General features: G+C 38.2%; 15 protein-coding genes and 2 tRNA genes. 12 read left to right on the forward strand and 5 right to left on the reverse strand.

Annotated features, from left to right (window positions below; genetic code table 11):
- Window positions 1-86: 86 nt before the first annotated feature.
- From PT278_RS07220 to PT278_RS07250, 7 genes are all read left to right on the forward strand, one after another.
- Window positions 87-159, forward strand: a tRNA-Asn gene (locus PT278_RS07220).
- A gap of 125 nt (window positions 160-284) precedes the next feature.
- Window positions 285-1286 (forward strand): mannose/fructose/sorbose PTS transporter subunit IIA, encoded by a 1002-nt coding sequence (locus tag PT278_RS07225; RefSeq protein ID WP_277131307.1) that lies wholly within the window; start codon window positions 285-287, stop codon window positions 1284-1286.
- A gap of 18 nt (window positions 1287-1304) precedes the next feature.
- Window positions 1305-2111 carry a PTS mannose/fructose/sorbose transporter subunit IIC gene (locus tag PT278_RS07230; protein WP_277131309.1) on the forward strand — a complete coding sequence of 269 codons (807 nt, stop codon included), beginning with the start codon at window positions 1305-1307 and terminating at the stop codon, window positions 2109-2111.
- A 26-nt stretch (window positions 2112-2137) separates the two neighbouring features.
- Complete coding sequence (locus PT278_RS07235) at window positions 2138-3052, forward strand: PTS system mannose/fructose/sorbose family transporter subunit IID (RefSeq protein WP_277131311.1); 915 nt, start codon at window positions 2138-2140, stop codon at window positions 3050-3052.
- 6 nt (window positions 3053-3058) lie between these two features.
- On the forward strand, window positions 3059-3418 hold the full coding sequence (locus PT278_RS07240; RefSeq protein ID WP_277131312.1) for a DUF956 family protein: 360 nt from the start codon (window positions 3059-3061) through the stop codon (window positions 3416-3418).
- 507 nt (window positions 3419-3925) lie between these two features.
- Window positions 3926-5323, forward strand: a complete 1398-nt coding sequence (locus PT278_RS07245) for an APC family permease (RefSeq protein ID WP_277131314.1) — start codon at window positions 3926-3928, stop codon at window positions 5321-5323.
- A 13-nt stretch (window positions 5324-5336) separates the two neighbouring features.
- A complete protein-coding gene (locus tag PT278_RS07250; protein ID WP_277131316.1) occupies window positions 5337-6770 on the forward strand; it encodes an aryl-sulfate sulfotransferase in 1434 nt (477 codons plus the stop codon).
- Between the two features lie 102 nt (window positions 6771-6872).
- On the opposite strand, the gene PT278_RS07255 is transcribed toward PT278_RS07250, so the two are convergent.
- Window positions 6873-8243, reverse strand: a complete 1371-nt coding sequence (locus PT278_RS07255) for an amino acid permease (protein ID WP_277131317.1) — start codon at window positions 8241-8243, stop codon at window positions 6873-6875.
- 60 nt (window positions 8244-8303) lie between these two features.
- Entirely contained in the window at window positions 8304-9674 is a 1371-nt protein-coding gene (locus tag PT278_RS07260) for an amino acid permease (RefSeq protein WP_277131319.1), read from the reverse strand.
- A gap of 209 nt (window positions 9675-9883) precedes the next feature.
- On the opposite strand from PT278_RS07260, the gene PT278_RS07265 reads away from it, so the two are divergent.
- Window positions 9884-10432 carry a GNAT family protein gene (locus PT278_RS07265; protein ID WP_277131321.1) on the forward strand — a complete coding sequence of 183 codons (549 nt, stop codon included), beginning with the start codon at window positions 9884-9886 and terminating at the stop codon, window positions 10430-10432.
- A 37-nt stretch (window positions 10433-10469) separates the two neighbouring features.
- Here PT278_RS07265 and galE read toward each other — a convergent pair whose 3' ends face one another.
- Window positions 10470-11462, reverse strand: coding sequence for a UDP-glucose 4-epimerase GalE (gene galE, locus PT278_RS07270; protein ID WP_277131323.1), 993 nt, complete (start codon window positions 11460-11462; stop codon window positions 10470-10472).
- A 146-nt stretch (window positions 11463-11608) separates the two neighbouring features.
- On the opposite strand from galE, the gene PT278_RS07275 reads away from it, so the two are divergent.
- Window positions 11609-12367: an NADPH-dependent oxidoreductase gene (locus PT278_RS07275; protein ID WP_277131325.1), complete on the forward strand. Its 759-nt coding sequence runs from the start codon at window positions 11609-11611 to the stop codon at window positions 12365-12367.
- Window positions 12368-12437: 70 nt separating this feature from the next.
- Window positions 12438-12510 (forward strand) — tRNA-Thr (locus tag PT278_RS07280).
- A 347-nt stretch (window positions 12511-12857) separates the two neighbouring features.
- Here PT278_RS07280 and gap read toward each other — a convergent pair.
- Window positions 12858-13871, reverse strand: a complete 1014-nt coding sequence (gene gap / locus PT278_RS07285; protein ID WP_277131327.1) for a type I glyceraldehyde-3-phosphate dehydrogenase — start codon at window positions 13869-13871, stop codon at window positions 12858-12860.
- Between the two features lie 115 nt (window positions 13872-13986).
- Between gap and PT278_RS07290 the strand changes: the two genes are divergently transcribed.
- Together PT278_RS07290 and PT278_RS07295 are read left to right on the forward strand one after the other, a co-directional pair.
- Window positions 13987-14727: a LysR family transcriptional regulator gene (locus PT278_RS07290; protein ID WP_277131329.1), complete on the forward strand. Its 741-nt coding sequence runs from the start codon at window positions 13987-13989 to the stop codon at window positions 14725-14727.
- A 296-nt stretch (window positions 14728-15023) separates the two neighbouring features.
- Window positions 15024-15482, forward strand: a complete 459-nt coding sequence (locus PT278_RS07295) for a hypothetical protein (protein ID WP_277131331.1) — start codon at window positions 15024-15026, stop codon at window positions 15480-15482.
- Window positions 15483-15638: 156 nt separating this feature from the next.
- Here the strand turns inward: PT278_RS07295 and PT278_RS07300 are convergent, their stop codons facing one another.
- Entirely contained in the window at window positions 15639-16721 is a 1083-nt protein-coding gene (locus PT278_RS07300) for a PTS sugar transporter subunit IIC (RefSeq protein ID WP_277131334.1), read from the reverse strand.
- Window positions 16722-16957 lie beyond the last annotated feature (236 nt).

Here is a 16957-nt window from a genome sequence, read left to right on the forward strand (position 1 = left end):
ACACAGTAGTTAAGCTTCTTCACGCCGAGAGTAGTTGGTGGGAGACTGCCTGCGAGGGTAGGACGCTGCCGTGCTTTTTTTAATATTCCGGCTTAGCTCAGTTGGTAGAGCGCTTGACTGTTAATCAAGATGTCGTCAGTTCGAGTCTGACAGCCGGAGCAAGGTAAAAGGAAGAGGACCTCTGGTCCTCTTTTTTGTTGTCTTTAAATTTGGAAATCCTGTGTTTATATTGATATAAAGGGTATAATGAAAGTAGATACATATTATTTAAAGGAGGAAATCACATGGTAGGAATTTTACTTGCTAGCCATGGTGGGTTTGCAGATGGTATTGCTCAATCAGCACAAATGCTATTTGGTGAACAGGACAATTTTGCTCATGTAACGTTATCGCCTGATGAAGGACCAGAGGACATTCATGACAAAATGGAACAATCAATAGCATCATTTTCTGATCAAAATGAAGTGTTGTTGTTAGTAGATCTTTGGGGAGGAACGCCATTTAACCAAGCTAATACTCTGCTTGAGGATCATCCAAATTGGGCGATTGTTACCGGTATGAATTTACCAATGGTTGTTGAAGCTTTAACGCAAAGGTTGACGAATTCTGATGCAACAGCGCAACAAGTCGCTACTGCGATTATTAATTCAGCTCGTGATGGCATTAAAACTAAACCGGTTGACTTAATGCCGCAAGACGCTGCGACGGTCGAGGCAACGGCACCTGCTAAAACGCAAAAGTTGATTCCAGCTGGAACAGTAATTGGTGACGGTCATCTTAAAATTGTGTTAGCTCGGATTGATTCACGATTGCTTCACGGACAAGTTGCTACTGGTTGGATTCCAACAATGCATCCTGATCGGGTAATCGTTGTTTCGGATCGTGTTGCTAAAGATGAAATGCGTAAGAGTATGATTCGTGAAGCAGCACCTGCTGGTGTGAAGGCCCATACAGTCCCACTTAAAAAGATGGTCGAAATTGCTAAAGATCCACGTTTTGGTGATACTCATGCCTTATTATTGTTTGAAAATCCGGAGGATGTTCTGACCGTAATTAAGGAAGGCGTGAATATTGAAACTGTTAATGTTGGTTCAATGTCATATTCAGTTGGTGATGTTAATGCCAACAATGTTTTATCAATGAACCAGCAGGATGTTGATACTTTCCACGAACTTGAAAAGATGGGCGTTAAGTATGATGTCCGTAAAGTTCCGACTGATAAGTCAGGCAATATGGACGCGATTTTGAATAAAGCTCAAAATTTGCTTGATGAACAAAATAAATAATAAAAAAGGAGTGAAAAAATGAACGCTATACAAATGGTTTTAGTTGTTCTGGTTGCTTTCCTTGCAGGTATGGAAGGTATCTTGGATCAATGGGAATTTCACCAACCACTAGTTGCTTGTACATTAATTGGTTTGGTTACCGGACATCTAGACTTAGGAGTTATTTTAGGTGGGCAATTACAAATGATTGCCTTAGGTTGGGCTAATATCGGTGCTGCTGTTGCGCCTGATGCGGCTTTGGCATCTGTTGCTTCGGCAATTATTTTGGTTCAAAGTGGTCAGGGTACAAAAGGAATTGGAATGGCCACAGGGATTGCGATGCCTTTGGCAGTTGCGGGCCTGTTTTTAACGATGATTGTCCGGACAATTTCAACTGGGATTGTTCACATTATGGATGCCGATGCCAAAAAGGCAAATTGGCGTAAAATTAATATGTGGCAATGGATTGATGTTTGTTTGCAAGGATTAAGAATTGCGATTCCAGCTGCGTTATTATTGGCAATTCCAGCATCAACAGTTCAGTACTGGCTGGGACTAATGCCTACTTGGTTAAGTGACGGTATGTCAATTGGTGGTGCGATGGTTGTAGCTGTTGGTTACGCCATGGTTATTAACATGATGGCTAGTCGTGAAGTTTGGCCATTCTTTGCCATTGGTTTTGCCTTAGCTGCAATTAAAGATCTAACATTAATTGCCCTAGGCGCAATTGGACTGGCGCTGGCAATTATGTACTTAGCCCTTGAATCAAAGGGCGGCAGCAGCAATTCTGGTTCAGCTAATGAGGGTACCGGCGATCCACTCGGCGATATCATTGATGATTATTAAAGTGATACTAAGAGGAGGATTTGATAATGGCTGATTCAAAAATAAAATTAACAAAAGCCGACCGCTTCAAGGTTATGTGGCACTCACAATTTTTGCAAGCATCATGGAACTATGAAAGAATGCAGAACGGTGGTTTTGCATACTCATTAATTCCAGCGTTGAGAAAATTATATCCAGATAAAGATGACATGGCAGAAGCTCTGCAACGCCACTTGGTGTTCTTCAATGTTCACCCGTACCTAGTTTCACCAATTTTAGGTGTTACTTTGGCTTTAGAAGAAGATAAAGCTAATGGTGCCGAGGTTGAAGATGAAGCTATCCAAGGGGTTAAGGTTGGAATGATGGGACCTTTAGCCGGCGTTGGTGACCCCGTTTTCTGGTACACAGTACGACCAATTGTTGGTGCTTTGGGTGCTTCAATGGCAATTCAAGGCAATATCTTAGGGCCAATTTTGTTCTTTGTTATCTGGAATGTAATCAGATTAGCATTTATGTGGTATACACAAGAATTTGGTTACAAGGCTGGGTCTGCAATTACTAATGATGTGTCTGGCGGATTACTGCAAAAAGTTACCCGTGGTGCTTCAATGATGGGGATGTTCGTCCTTGGTTCATTGATTGAGCGCTGGGTTAACATTAAATTTACGCCAATTGTTTCTAAGACGCCGGTTCAAAAAGGCGGCTACATTGACTGGAATTCGTTACCAGCTGGTGCTAAGGGCATCCAACAAGCATTAATTGGTCAGAGTAATGGCTTATCGCTGACCAAATTTAAGACAACAACACTGCAGAATAATCTTGATAGTTTAATTCCTGGATTAGCTGGGTTGCTATTGACGTTTCTTTGCATGTGGCTGCTCAAGAAGAAGGTATCACCAATTGTAATTATTATTGGTATCTTTATCGTGGGTGTTGTGCTTCACGTATTGCACGTTCTTTAATCAAAAATGGTTAAATCAAGTAATACTAAGGTCACCTTAACAATCAATGCCACTTGGTTTCGCGGGATCGCGACCTATGGCAAAGTAATGGTGGGCGATCAAGCATTTGAATTTTATAATGACCGTAACTTAAATGATTATGTCCAAATTCCGTGGGCGGAAATTTCTTGTGTGGTTGCTGACGTTCATTTTCATGGTCGTTATATTCCGCGGTTTGAAATCCGTACGCGCAAGAATGGTACGTTTATCTTTTCAACTCGTGATAATAAAAAGACTTTACGAGCAATCCGTAATTATGTGCCAAGTAATAATTTGCGTCAGGCACTAGGCTTATGGCAAAAGTTAAAACGACGGCTTAAATCATAATTTAGACAAAATACTTAGATTAAATTGAAGTGCAATAGAAAAGTTAGGCATTTTTAAATTTATATCATTAATAATGCACGATTCCGATATTTTACCGGGGTCGTGTATTTTAATTTGTTCGGTCTTCTGATATTTTTACGTGCAATAATTATATATAGCTCATTTTTATTTAATATATTTGCAATTTTTGTATTGTATATATCAAATTTTTATGTTTTAATTAACACAATTACTAAAGAAAGGGCTAATCACATGCAAAACTCATTACAAGCAATTCAGCGATATTATGCAGGCGTTTTTTATATCTATGATATTAAATAACGTCCGTTGATATTAGATGCGGACAAAATAAAGCCGTATCTAGCTCGCATATTGTAACCTGCTAGATTATACCTAGCAAGTGTGCGTTAGCATGGTAATGTTCTATATATCAAGTGCCAAAGTGGGCATGTTAGGTTTTCAATCTAACATGCTCATTTTTTGTTGTCAAAATAAGAGGAAGTAAAAATGAAAAATAAAAATATCGGAGATAAATTAGACTTTTGGTCGATCGTCTTTTTAGCAATCAATACGACGATTGGCTCAGGTATTTTCTTAACACCAGCTAGTGTGGTCAATCAAGCTGGTAGTATGTCACTATGGGTTTACTTGATTGCTGCTATTTGTGCAGCTGCCTTTGGAATTTCATCAGCGTCAGCTGCTAAATATGTTATTAAGTCGGGTGCGTCGTATGCATATTCTAAGGCAGCTTTTGGCGATAAGTTAGGTTTTTACATGGGTATTCTACGGTACTTTGCCGCTAGTGTTACTTGGTCAGTTATGGCAACTGGCGTTGTCAAATCTACTATTTCTATCTTTGGTGGCAATCCTAATAACAACGTATCATTAACTATTGGACTATTACTCTTAGTCGTTTTGATTACGATAATTAATCTTTTCGGTCAAAAAGTTGTCAAATACGTTATGAATGTAGCGACTATTGGTAAGCTTGCTGCACTTATTTTAATTATTATAGCTGCAGTTGTTCTAATACTGACCACTGGTGCAACCCATCACCTTGCAAAAGTTGACCAAATTAGACAAAATGGTCATAAAATTGTCCCCACATTAACTACTAGTGGATTTGCGATGGCCGTGGTTTCAGCTTTTTATTCTTTTATGGGCTTTGAGTCTGTTGCTTCAGGTGCAGAAGACATGGAACATCCTGAAAAAAATTTGCCACGAGCAATTCCAATGTCTATTTTTATTATTGCTTTTATCTACATGGGAATTATCGCCGTTGCCTTAAAGTTAGACCCACAAGACTTGATGACAACTAAGCAAGTTGTTGCTATCAGTGCAATTTTTAAAAATGATATTCTTCGTGACATAATTTTGCTTGGCGCTTTAATTTCAATGCTAGGTGTTAATATTGCTGAAAGTTTCAGTATTCCACGAGTTCTAGAAGCAATGGCTAAAGAAGGGCAGATATCTAAAAAATTAACTAAAAGAACAGCAAACAATTTTCCTATCAGAAGCTTCTTCATTTCAATAATTTTAGTTATTTTAATTCCAATGGCTTTTCAGTTTAACATGACTAATTTGATTACATTAACTGCAATGGTTAGTTTCTTGGAATTTATTGTTGTTCCACTATCTGTTATTCGTTTTTACCGGGGAACCAACAAGGAAAAAGTTTTAAATGCCCCTAAAAATGTTTGGACGGACATTGTTATTCCTATTATTTCAATCTTGCTGGTTGTCTTTTTATTAGTCGAATATAATTGGAAAGTTCAGTTTGGTGTGATTGCTAATGGCAAAGTTGTTGGCATTAATTGGTACGCAATTATCATGATGATTATCGGTTTTTTGGTTTTACCTCTAGCAATGGCATTATTAAATAAATTTGAAAATAAGCAAGCATAAGGAGGAATTTTCAATGGGTAGAAATGTTTTTCCAACAGGAACGGTTATGTTTGATCCTGAAAAGACATGGAATGGTTATACTTTGTTTAATGCTGGCGGCATTGGTGCTGTCTTAATTGATATGTCCGGAAAGGTAGTCCATCAATGGCGCGGTTTACAGGGATTTCCTAACAAAATGATTCCCGGTGGTAAAATTTTTGGTTCACTTAGATGTCGCGATCGTCTTGATGCTTATCAAGATTATGCCGATGTAAGCGAAGTTGATTGGAATGGTAATGTAATTTGGAGTTTTAATCATAACCAAGAAGTAACAGACCATGATTGCGGCAAAACTTGGGTTGCTAGGCAACATCATGATTATCAAATTGAAGGTAATCCAGTTGGCTACTTTGTTCCAGGTCAAACTGCTAAGGATGATTTCAATAAAGTATTATTGTTAACGCATAATAATGTCAAAAAACCAAGAATTTCACCACAAGCTCTACTTGAAGAAGTTTTGTTGGAAATTGATCGCAGTGGAAAAAAGCTCTGGTCGTGGCATATAACAGATCACTTTAATGAATTTAATTTATCTAATTTACAAAAGAATGCAATTTTCCACAATCCTAATACTCATGAGGATAGCTTCAATGGGGAGGGTGAAGGTGATCTTTTTCATGTTAACTGTGCTAGTTATCTAGGACCAAATCATTGGTTTAAGGAAGGTGATGAACGCTTTAACCCAAATAACATTATAATGGATTCACGTGAAGCGAATATTATGTGGATTATTGACCATGAAACTGGAAAAATTGTCTGGCAAATTGGCCCAGACTATACCACAAATACAGCTTTGAAAAAATTGGGGCCATTAATTGGGATGCACCATACTCATATGATTCCGCAAGGATTGCCTGGAGCTGGTAATATTTTAGTTTTCAATAATGGAGGATGGGCTGGCTATGGTGCGCCTAATCAAACTTCAATTACGGGAATGAAAACTAGTCGTCTTGACACTTCAAAAGTAATTGAATTCAACCCGGTAACTTTGGAAGTCGTTTGGTCTTTTGGAGCAACAGATATTGTTAATAGTCATACTCCATTTCATCGTCATCACTTCTATTCGCCACTGGTCAGTAGTGCTCAACGTTTACCTAACGGTAATACACTAATTGATGAAGGAACAGAAGGACGCTTTTTAGAGGTAACAAAGGATAAGAAAATCGTTTGGGAGTATGTTTACCCTAACTTGGGTGATGGACTGATTTTTCGTGCTTACCGAATTCCATACAATTGGATTCCCCAGTTAACTGAGGAAGAAACAATGCAAGCAGTTATCCCACCAGACAATAGTAATTTCTATCTTCCTGGAGCAGCTGATCCTAGTTTGACGGAAGACAGTGCTGTAACTGTCAAGCAAGCGGCAGGATATAATACGACACCAGCTAAGTTTAATAATGAAATTTAATATAAAATAGCACCAGATTAATTTGATCTGGTGATTATTAGTTAATAATTCTTGAGTTTAAAATAAAATACTTAGATCAATTCTGATCTAAGTATTTTTTGTTTATTCAGCTTTTTCTTTGCGCCACAGTTTAGCAATTGCATAAAGAATAATGAAGATTGCTAATGCCGAAATCATGGCAACTCTGTTTTCTGGTAGAACCAGCAAGAGAATAATCATTAAGATGAAGAATACCAAAGTTGCGTAATCAAAGTACGGGAAGCCAGGCATCTTAAAACTAGTTAGTTGGTCTTCAGGAGTTGTCTTTCTGTAAGCAACGTGCGAGAGTAACATAATGCACCAGATAATGAGGAACATACTAGTAGTTGTCGATGAAATAAATGTGAAGGCATCATTACCGATCATGATGATTAACAATGGTGCGAGCTCGATTAAGCAGGCAGACAGGATTAAACCATTTTGCGGCAACTGACGGTGTAAATGACCAAAGGTTTGGTTCCACTTGCCCTTACCATTAAAGGTAATCGAAAATAATAGTCGCCCAGCACTGTAAAGCACACTGTTGGTTGAAGAAATAGCGGCAGATATAACCACGAAGTTAATCAGTGACCCAGCATTGTGGATTCCCGTTGCGGCAAGAGTTTGTACGAATGGGCTGGAGCTAGTTGAAACCTTGTTCCAAGGGATGACCACTAAGATTGCCACGATTGCTAAAACGTAAAAGAGGATAATTCTAGTAGGTACTTCATTGATTGCTTTACTGATGGTTTTCTTAGGGTTTTGCGCTTCAGAGGCGGTAAAGCCCAAGAGCTCAATACCAACGAAACTGAAGATAACCATTTGAAAGCCTGATAAGAAGCCAATGCCGCCTTTGGCAAAGAAGCCGCCATTATTAAATAGGTTGCCAAAACTGACAGCACCATAAGTGGTATTTTTGCCAGTAATCATCAGGTAAGCAACCAAAATAACAAAGGCCACAACCGTTACGATTTTGATAATAGCAAAACTGAACTCTAGGTTACCAAATAGCCGTGCCGACAACATGTTAATTCCCAATAGGACAGCTATTGTCACCAGCCCCGGCACCCAAGTCGGTAAATGAGGGAACCAGTATTGGAAATAAATTCCCAGCGCGGTCATTTCCGCCATTGCCAGGGTGATTAAACAAATCCAGTATAGGTAACCGGTGATAAAGCCAGTATCCTTACCTAAGTATTTTTCAATAAATTCGATATATGAGTGTTTGCTGAGGTCGGAAATAATCAGTTCACCTAATGCCCGCATCAGGAAAAAGAGAAAGATGCCGACGATTAGGTAAATGAGGATAACACTTGGACCAGCCTTTTGAATACTGTTGCCAACACCGAGGAAAAGCCCCGTTCCGATAGTTCCGCCTAATGCAATTAATTGAATGTGAGTATTAGTTAGCGATCGCTCATATTCAGTAGAATCTTTAGAATCTTTTTTGTCCATAAAATTACTCCAATTTAATCTTTAAAAATATTGTTCGGTTGATAAGTGCGCCACAATCGGCTAGATCGCCCGTTCTTGGTGCCAGATCTTGCTGACAGCCCATAAAATAATAAAAATCAGAATCGCACTAATCATCGCCATACGGTTAGCTGGTAATGATAGTAATAAAATAATCATTAGACCAAAAAAGGCTAGTGTTAGATAATCCAACCACGGGTATTGTGGCATTTGAAAGTCAGTCAACTTGTTAGCCGGCGTTTGTTTGCGGTAAGACAAGTGGGTTAGAATCATCAAGCACCAAATAATTAAAAACATACTGGTTGAGGTTGAGGAAATGAAATTGAAAGCTTGATTACCAATCAAGATAATTACCAATGGTGCCAGTCCCATTAAGCAGGCTGATAAGATCAAACCATTTTGTGGTAATTGGCGGTGTAAGTGACCAAAGGTTTCATTCCACTTACCCTTACCGTCATAAGTAACGGAAAAGATTAATCGTCCAGCACTATACAGAAAACTGTTGGTTGAGGAAACGGCCGCAGAAATTACAACGAAGTTGATAATTGAACCGGCATTACGAATTCCCGTGGCGCCCAATGCTTGGACGAAGGGGCTAGAAGTAGTTGCGATTTTATTCCACGGAATAACCAGCAAGATTGCCAAAATTGCCATGACGTAAAATAAAATGATTCGCAATGGTAACTCATTAATCGCTTTTCTAATAGTAACTTTGGGATTTTGTGCTTCGGCTGCCGTTAAGCCAATCAGTTCAACGCCGACGAAACTAAAAATTACCATTTGAAAACCGCCAAGAAAGCCATTGGCACCAGTGGCGAAGAAGCCACCATTTTTAGCTAAATTACCAAAACCAACGGGACCAAAACTTGTCTTCCCGCCAGTAACTAAGAGGTAGGCAATTAGCAAGACAAAGGCAATAATTGTTACAATCTTGATAATGGCAAAACTGAATTCCAAATTACCAAACAATCGTGCTGACAATAGGTTGATAAAAAGCAAGATAACGATGGTAATTAATCCCGGCACCCAGGTTGGCAAATGCGGGAACCAATATTGGAAGTAAATTCCTAAGGCGGTCATCTCCGCCATGCCTAAACTTATCCAGCTGATCCAATATAGGTAGCCGGTAATAAAACCGATGTTCTTGCCTAAATATTTTTCGATAAATTCGATATAAGTGTGCTTGTGCAAGTCGGAAAGAACCAACTCACCCAGAGCCCGCATTAAAAAGTAAAGAAAAATACCAACAATGATATAAATTAAAATTACGCTTGGGCCAGCTTGATGAATACTGTTGCCAACTCCCAAGAAAAGACCGGTGCCAATCGTGCCGCCAAGCGCGATTAACTGAATATGCGCGTTAGTTAGTGTGCGTTCATATCCAGAATTGGTCTTTGGGTCTTCTTTTGACATTTAACCACTCCAAATCAATAAGTATTATGTTACATTAATGTTACATTATTCTATTTTAGCATTTATAAATGAGTTTTGCATTAGTAGATGAAAACTTTGATAAATTGTAACTTTTATGATGAAAGTAGTGGTTGCTTGGGGAGCTAGCACCTTTTTAGATTAAATGTTATCATTAATATTATTAAAAAATAATTAGGAGAAGACGGAAAATGTTTACTTTTGATCAGTTTACAATTAATGGCTTAAAGATTGCGTTGGTTTTACCGGAATTAGACCAGGCACCGGCACTGTTGGCGTTAGTTACTAAAGATCGTGAACAGATAGGTCGCTGGTTGCCATGGGCAGAAACTACTGAAACTGTAGCGGATGAAGTCAACTTTATCAAAATGACACGAGAAAAAACGGCTAACTACCAGATGCTGGCACTAGTAATCATGGTAAATGGTCAGGCTGCTGGGATGCTTGACTTGCACAATCTTAATCGTCAGAATCAGTGTGGTGAAATCGGCTACTGGTTGGGCAGCGAATATCAAGGGAACGGCATCATGACTATGGCAGTTAAGCGGCTAATTAAATTAGCCTTTACCAAGATGAATTTACACCGGATTGACTTATTGGCCGATCATGAAAACAAGGCTAGTCGAGCAGTAGCTGAACGCGCGGGCTTGGTACATGTCGCCTTGCTCCGTGCTAAAGTCAAATATCATGGTGAATTTCGCGATATGGACCTTTATACAACCATTAATGATGCAAATTAAAAAGCATACTGCTAATCAGCAGTATGCTTTTTATGGTTTATTTATCGTTGTAGCCATTTGGATGTGACTGGTGCCATTTCCAGGCACTGGTCATGACTTCTTCCGCGCTTTCGTGCTTTGGCTGCCAATGTAAAATTGTCCGTGCTTTAGTAGAATCGGCTACTAGTGAGTCGGGGTCACCGCCACGTCTTGGTCCCATCGTATAAGGAATATCAATGCCGGTAACTTTACGGGCTGCCGCCAAAATTTCCAGATTAGAATAGCCGTGAGCAGTACCTAAGTTGAAGACATCGGATTGGTTGGTATTCAATAAATAATCTAAAGCTAGCAAGTGCGCATCAATTAAGTCTTCGATTTGTACATAGTCGCGAACATTGGTGCCATCCTTAGTATCATAGTCATTACCAAAAATGGTAAACTTACCGTCACCAGAAATTGCACTTCTTAAAATATTAGGAATTAAGTGGGTTTCAGGAGCATGGTCTTCACCAATGGAACCGTCGCTGGCAGCCCCGGCAACGTTGAAGTAGCGCAAGGCAATTGACTTAATCCCGTCAGCCTTGTCAGCCCAGTGCATAATTTTTTCCATCATCATCTTAGTTTCGCCATAAGGATTGATTGGGTCAAGCGGGGAATCTTCGGTAATCGGGAGCTTCTTAGGAATGCCATAGGTTGCAGCACTGGATGAGAAGACCAAGTATTTAACATTGGCGTCGTTCATTGCCTCAAGTAGTGAAATCATACCTGAAACATTGTTGTCATAGTATTTCAATGGCTTTTTAACGGACTCTGGCACCAATGAGTAAGCCGCAAAGTGCATCACAGCATCAATTTTTTCATTTCGTAGAATTTGGCTGACCAAAAATTTATTTTCAATATCGCCTTGATAAAATTTGGCCCGTGAATCAACAGCCTTTCGGTGACCGGTGTATAATGCATCGAGTACAACAACATCATTGCCGTTTTCAAGTAATTTTCTAACAGCAATTGAGCCAATGTAGCCCGCGCCGCCAATAACTAAAACACGCATAGTTTCCTCCATTAGATATTTAATTTAATCAAATAAATTTTAGCACAATTAAGACAAGATTGAATATCTTTCAAGCAATAATTGACAGAGAGAATATTTTACAATATACTTACTTTTAGTAAGAGGATTAGAAAAGGAGTCAGACAATGATTCATAATTCAACAATTGATAATCAAATTAATCACCGTTCAATACGGAAGTTTAAGGACCAAAAGTTAACTGAAGAACAGCTAGAAACCTTGTACACGGTTTTTCAACATACTGCGACTAGTATGTTTATGCAAAATGCAACGCTGCTGCATATTACTGATGAAGCCAAAAGGGCTAAAATCCGGGAGCTGTGTAACCAACAATATGTAGGTGCAGAAGGTGACTTGTTCATATTTGTAGTGGACCTCTATCGTAACCAGCAAATCCGCCAGCAACTGGGCAAAGATGATGGCCGGGTACACATGAGCGACTTGTTTATGCAGGGAATGGATGATACTCTACTCGCATGGCAAAATGTTGCTAATGCGGTAGAGAGCATGGGCTTAGGCTATGTGCCGCTAGGAACAATTAACGATCATCCACTGGCAATGCTTGACGTCTTGGATTTGCCAGAGTTGACGTTCCCAGCACTTGGGATGCAGGTTGGTGTGCCCGACCAAGAGCCACAATTAAAACCGCGGCTGCCGCTGCAATTTACCACGTTTGAGAATGATTATCCACGTGATTTTCAAGTTAGCGATTTGGCAGATTACGATCAACTGGTAACAACTTACTATGATTTGCGCGATTCTAACCGCCGCATTGATTCTTTTACCAAGCAGATTAGTGGTGCTAAGCTCGATAGCCATAAGATTGACCGCGACCAATTGCCAGAATTGCTGCATCAGCAGGGGTTATGTCTTGATTGGCAGTAAGATTAGTTTGATTTGATAATTTTTATTGCGTGACGTTTTTTCTTTTGGTATAATTTAAACGTTACGAGTTGCTGATTTAGCTCAGTCGGTAGAGCGTTTCCCTCGTAAAGAAAAGGTCGCCAGTTCGATTCTGGCAATCAGCATAACAAAGGCAAATATAGCATTAAAGCCCGTTGTATCAATCTTGATATAGCGGGCTTTTGCTTGTTATGAAGTCTTTTGAATAGTTGTAAATTAATGTGAAATGTTGTGGTCAGTCACACTGTAGGTCACACAAAGTAAAATAAGTTAAAAATTTGTCGTCATTAATTTTTTGGGGAATGAACATAATCCTTGATGTAGCAGGCTTAATTGCCTGCTTTTTTGTGTGACTAGAATAATTTTGTTGTTAATAGATTTTGCGACACCTGACCTTACAATTTGTTTCGCAACAAGAAAAAATTCTCTGTAATAAGCAGAGAATCTTTTAAATTGGTATTAACATTAAAAATTATAATTTGGCGTAGTAAGTCAACAGTCGTATCATATTGCAAGTAAAGCCGAATTCGTTGTCGTACCAAGCATGAACTTTTGCCAGACAAGTACCATCACCAATATTAATTACTTCAGTCATTGTGGGATCGAAAATTGCACCATGAGTATCATTAATTATGTCTGATGAAACAATTCCAGTATCATCATAACCAAAAGTTTCGTTATCTTGGGTAATTGTTTTAAAGATATTATTAATTTCTGTCGTAGTAACAGATTTGTTAAGAACAAGAGCAAGCTCAGTTAGTGAGCCGTCACGAACAGGCACTCGTTGAGCTTTTCCGGTTAGTTTGCCGTCAAGTTCAGGAATGACAAGACCAATTGCCTTAGCTGCACCACTAGAGTGGGGAATGATATTTTCAGTAGCAGCGCGATTGGCACGCTTATTTTTGCCTCGAGGACCGTCGGTTAAATTTTGTGAAGCTGTATAAGCATGAATTGTGGTGAGACTTCCAGCTTTAATACCAAAGTAATCATTCATTGGCTTAGCAAGTAATGCTACCGATTGTGTTGTACATGAGCCTGGTGAAATAATACGATCTGAACCGGTTAAGGTATTTTCGTTAATACCGTAAACTGCGGTTGGAATTTTACCTGCAGGAGCAGAAATTAAAACCTTTTTAACGCCAGCTTTAAGATGAGCGCTCGCTTTTTCCTTACTTGTATAAAAACCTGTTGATTCAAGAACTAGATCAACATCATCATTGGCAACCCAAGGAATTTTTTTCGCATCTTTTTCGGCATATACTGTATAATGCTTATCATTAACAATAATTCCTGAATCATCAGCTTGCACTTCTGCTGGAAAATCACCGTGAATTGTATCGTGCTTTAATAAATAGGCGATCATATCTGGATCAGTTAAGTCATTGATTGCCACGACTTCAATTTCGGGATCATTTAATTCAAAAATTCTCCGAAATGCTAAGCGACCAATTCGGCCAAAGCCATTGATACCAATTTTAATTGACATTGCTTTACCTCCATAAAAATATTATTTGTTAACGATTTTTAGTATAGGAGGGTTCGGTAGTTTTGAATAATACTAAATAATGGTACCATTATCATTAAAAGTGATAGGTGATGAAATGAATTTTAATGATTTAAAAGTATTCCGCACGATTTATGAGGTTGGTTCATTGAATAAGGCAGCTCAGACTTTAGGGTATGCCCAATCTAATATCACAGCTAGATTGAAATTGATGGAGCAGGAATTAAATTCAACTCTGTTTGTTCGTATGTCCAAAGGAGTTCGACCAACTGAAGCGGGTAATATTTTTTATAAAGCAGTTTTAAATATTCAAGCAGAGTTGGCGCAAGTGTCTGCTAAAATTAACCAGCGAAAAAAGATGCTACTAGGATCAGAAACTCTGATATCAGAAGTTCTAAGTCATAATAACGTTAATTATAGAAATTTTAGTAAAATTGTTGTTAAAAATCAGAATGATATTGTAAAGGAAGCTGCTAGTCATTTGTATGACATAGTAGTGACTTTTATAAATATGGATAATCGTCATAATTATAATTTAAATAAAGTTTGCCAAATCAGCACTAATTATGCGGCACAGAATCAGTCTGTTTTTAATGATAAAAGTGTTCCGATCTTGATTAATAGTGATCCAGAATGTGCCTTTAGAAAAAGAACTTTGAAAGATTTAATTGATAAAACAAGAGTATTTGAAGTTGATTCCTTGCAGGCGATTGAATTATTGGTTGAACAAGGAAGAGGGATAGCGTTGTTGCCAAGTAAGGTTATAGAAGAAAGGCGCTTGGTTAAATTGCGTACGAATGACATTTTACTCAAATATTATTTATATCAAGCAAAGTAGATTAATCAGTAAGTATAATAAAGGTAAATATAGTATTAAAGTCCGTTGTATCAATTTTGATATGACGGGCTTTTTGCTTGTGTGGTCAGTCATACAAAGAAAAATAGGTTAGAAATTTATCATCATTAATTTTTTGTCAATGACGATATTATTCGTCTTCCAAGATAAATATACGATTTTAAACTTTTACCATGAATTTTACGAATAATATTTTATTTATAAATTAATGCTGATTTTTGTTTTGTTTAGTGTTAAAATAAAACAAAATTTATTATATTTTATAAGGAGAAATAAATTTGAAATTCAAAAAAATATTGGCTAGCCTTATCGCAAGTCTTGGCTTGATAACAGGCAGTGGAATGATTATAAGTACAGCAAATAATTCGGTATATGCAGCGACAATTACGCATACTATTCCTCAAAAATTCCGTGGTGTTTGGTACCAAAAGGGGTATGATGGGATGTATTACATTGAAAACTATCGTGCAAATTCTGAAGCGTACTATGATACAAATACTAGGAAGCAAGATGTTTATTTTGAACCTGTATCTGTTAAAAAGATTAGCGCAAATAAATGTAAAGTATGGTCAGCGTCTGAAAAGAATTATAAGACAACATTGACTTTGAAGCATATCACTTATAATGGTAAAAATTACAAGATGTTGGCTGTCAAAAAGGGAAATAATCCTGCATTATATTATTTCAACCATAAAATTAATCGCTTTTATTCTGCTAAACGTGGATTTATTAAATAAGCGGTGACAAAATTGTTAAACACTTTAAGCCCATTTGCTTAAAGTGTTTTTTTAGTGCAAAATCTGAATTTACGTAAAATTATGTCTGGTTAAAACAAATTAAAAAAACACGTTTCCAGAATATTATCTGAAAACGTGTTTTTAGTTTTTTTAAAATTATTCGCCTAAGTAAGCAAAGGCAACTTTTTCATCGTAAACATGTAGCATTTTATCAAGGATGAAACGGCAAGCAAGGGCAACGGCAGCTGGGATGATAAGCCAAGCAATTAGTGCTAACAGCCAACTAATGCTGTTTGCGCCGGCATTAAGAGAAGCTAGTGGGCCAACGATTCCTACAAGACCAAAGCCAGCTGAAGCAGGGGTTCCACAAATGTGCCAGAGGGCAACTGGTAATGCGGAAATTGTTGAAGTGATGATGATTGGCAGCATAATAATTGGATGCCGGAATAAGTTAGGAATCATCATTTTCATAGCTCCAAGGGCAACGGCGATGGTCACGCCGGCCTTGTTAACTTTCCATGAGTGGACAACCAACACGATTGTGGTTGCAGCAACACCCATAGCAGCAGCACCAGCAGCGATTCCGTTAAGTTGGATTGCCATCCCAATGGCAACTGTTGAAACTGGAGTGACGATTAAGAGAGAGAACATCCATGAAATTAAGATACACATTAAGATTGGCTGCAGTTTGGTAAAGGAATCAATGATAGCACCTAAACCCGTTGTGATTTTACTGATAAATGGCAGGAGCAGGAAGCCAAGATAGGCGGAACCGCCGCCGACTATAATCGGACTCAGCACGACCTTAACGGAACCAAAGAGGTTACCGATCAGCATCGTTAGGAAAACGGCGATAGCAGCAGTAATCATTGTGTTAATTAAGTCGCCAGTACCAGATGAAATAAAAATTCCGGCTTGCTTCGTTGCTGGATTGATTGCTTGGGCGTTAAATTGGGTAACCCCTGAACCGACGTAGGAAGCACCGGCAACGATTGCGATGTCGATTGGTGCAAAATCAAATTGATAAGCGATTAAGGCACCGATTAAAAGTGGGGTTGCTACTTGGAAAACCAGCAAAACGTGGGTTAAGCCAAGAGTAAAAGCGTTGTTCCCACACAATTTTAGAAGGGCACTCAAAACAGCGTTAGGAATTAAGCCGACGATAATTCCTGTCGCTGTCCCTGATAAAATTTTATTAAAAAATTCCTTTGCGGTAACTTTATTTTTTGTATTATTCATAGTGTTGTTCCTTAAAAATTAATTTTATTTGGCAAAACCGATGTTGTACCAAATTATGAGGCTAAATAATTAACCATATTTTTTGAAAATAATGAGTCTATTTTTAGAGCAACCTTACGCCCAAGTATTTAACGAATTTACCTTTCTTCATAATATTTACCTTCAATTCTTGTATTATTTTATTACAGTAGCATTTATATTTTTATAAATCATAGCAGCATTAAAATTAAAATACA

The sequence above is a fragment of the Lactobacillus sp. ESL0703 genome, from assembly GCF_029433435.1.
Classification (GTDB): Bacteria; Bacillota; Bacilli; order Lactobacillales; family Lactobacillaceae; genus Lactobacillus.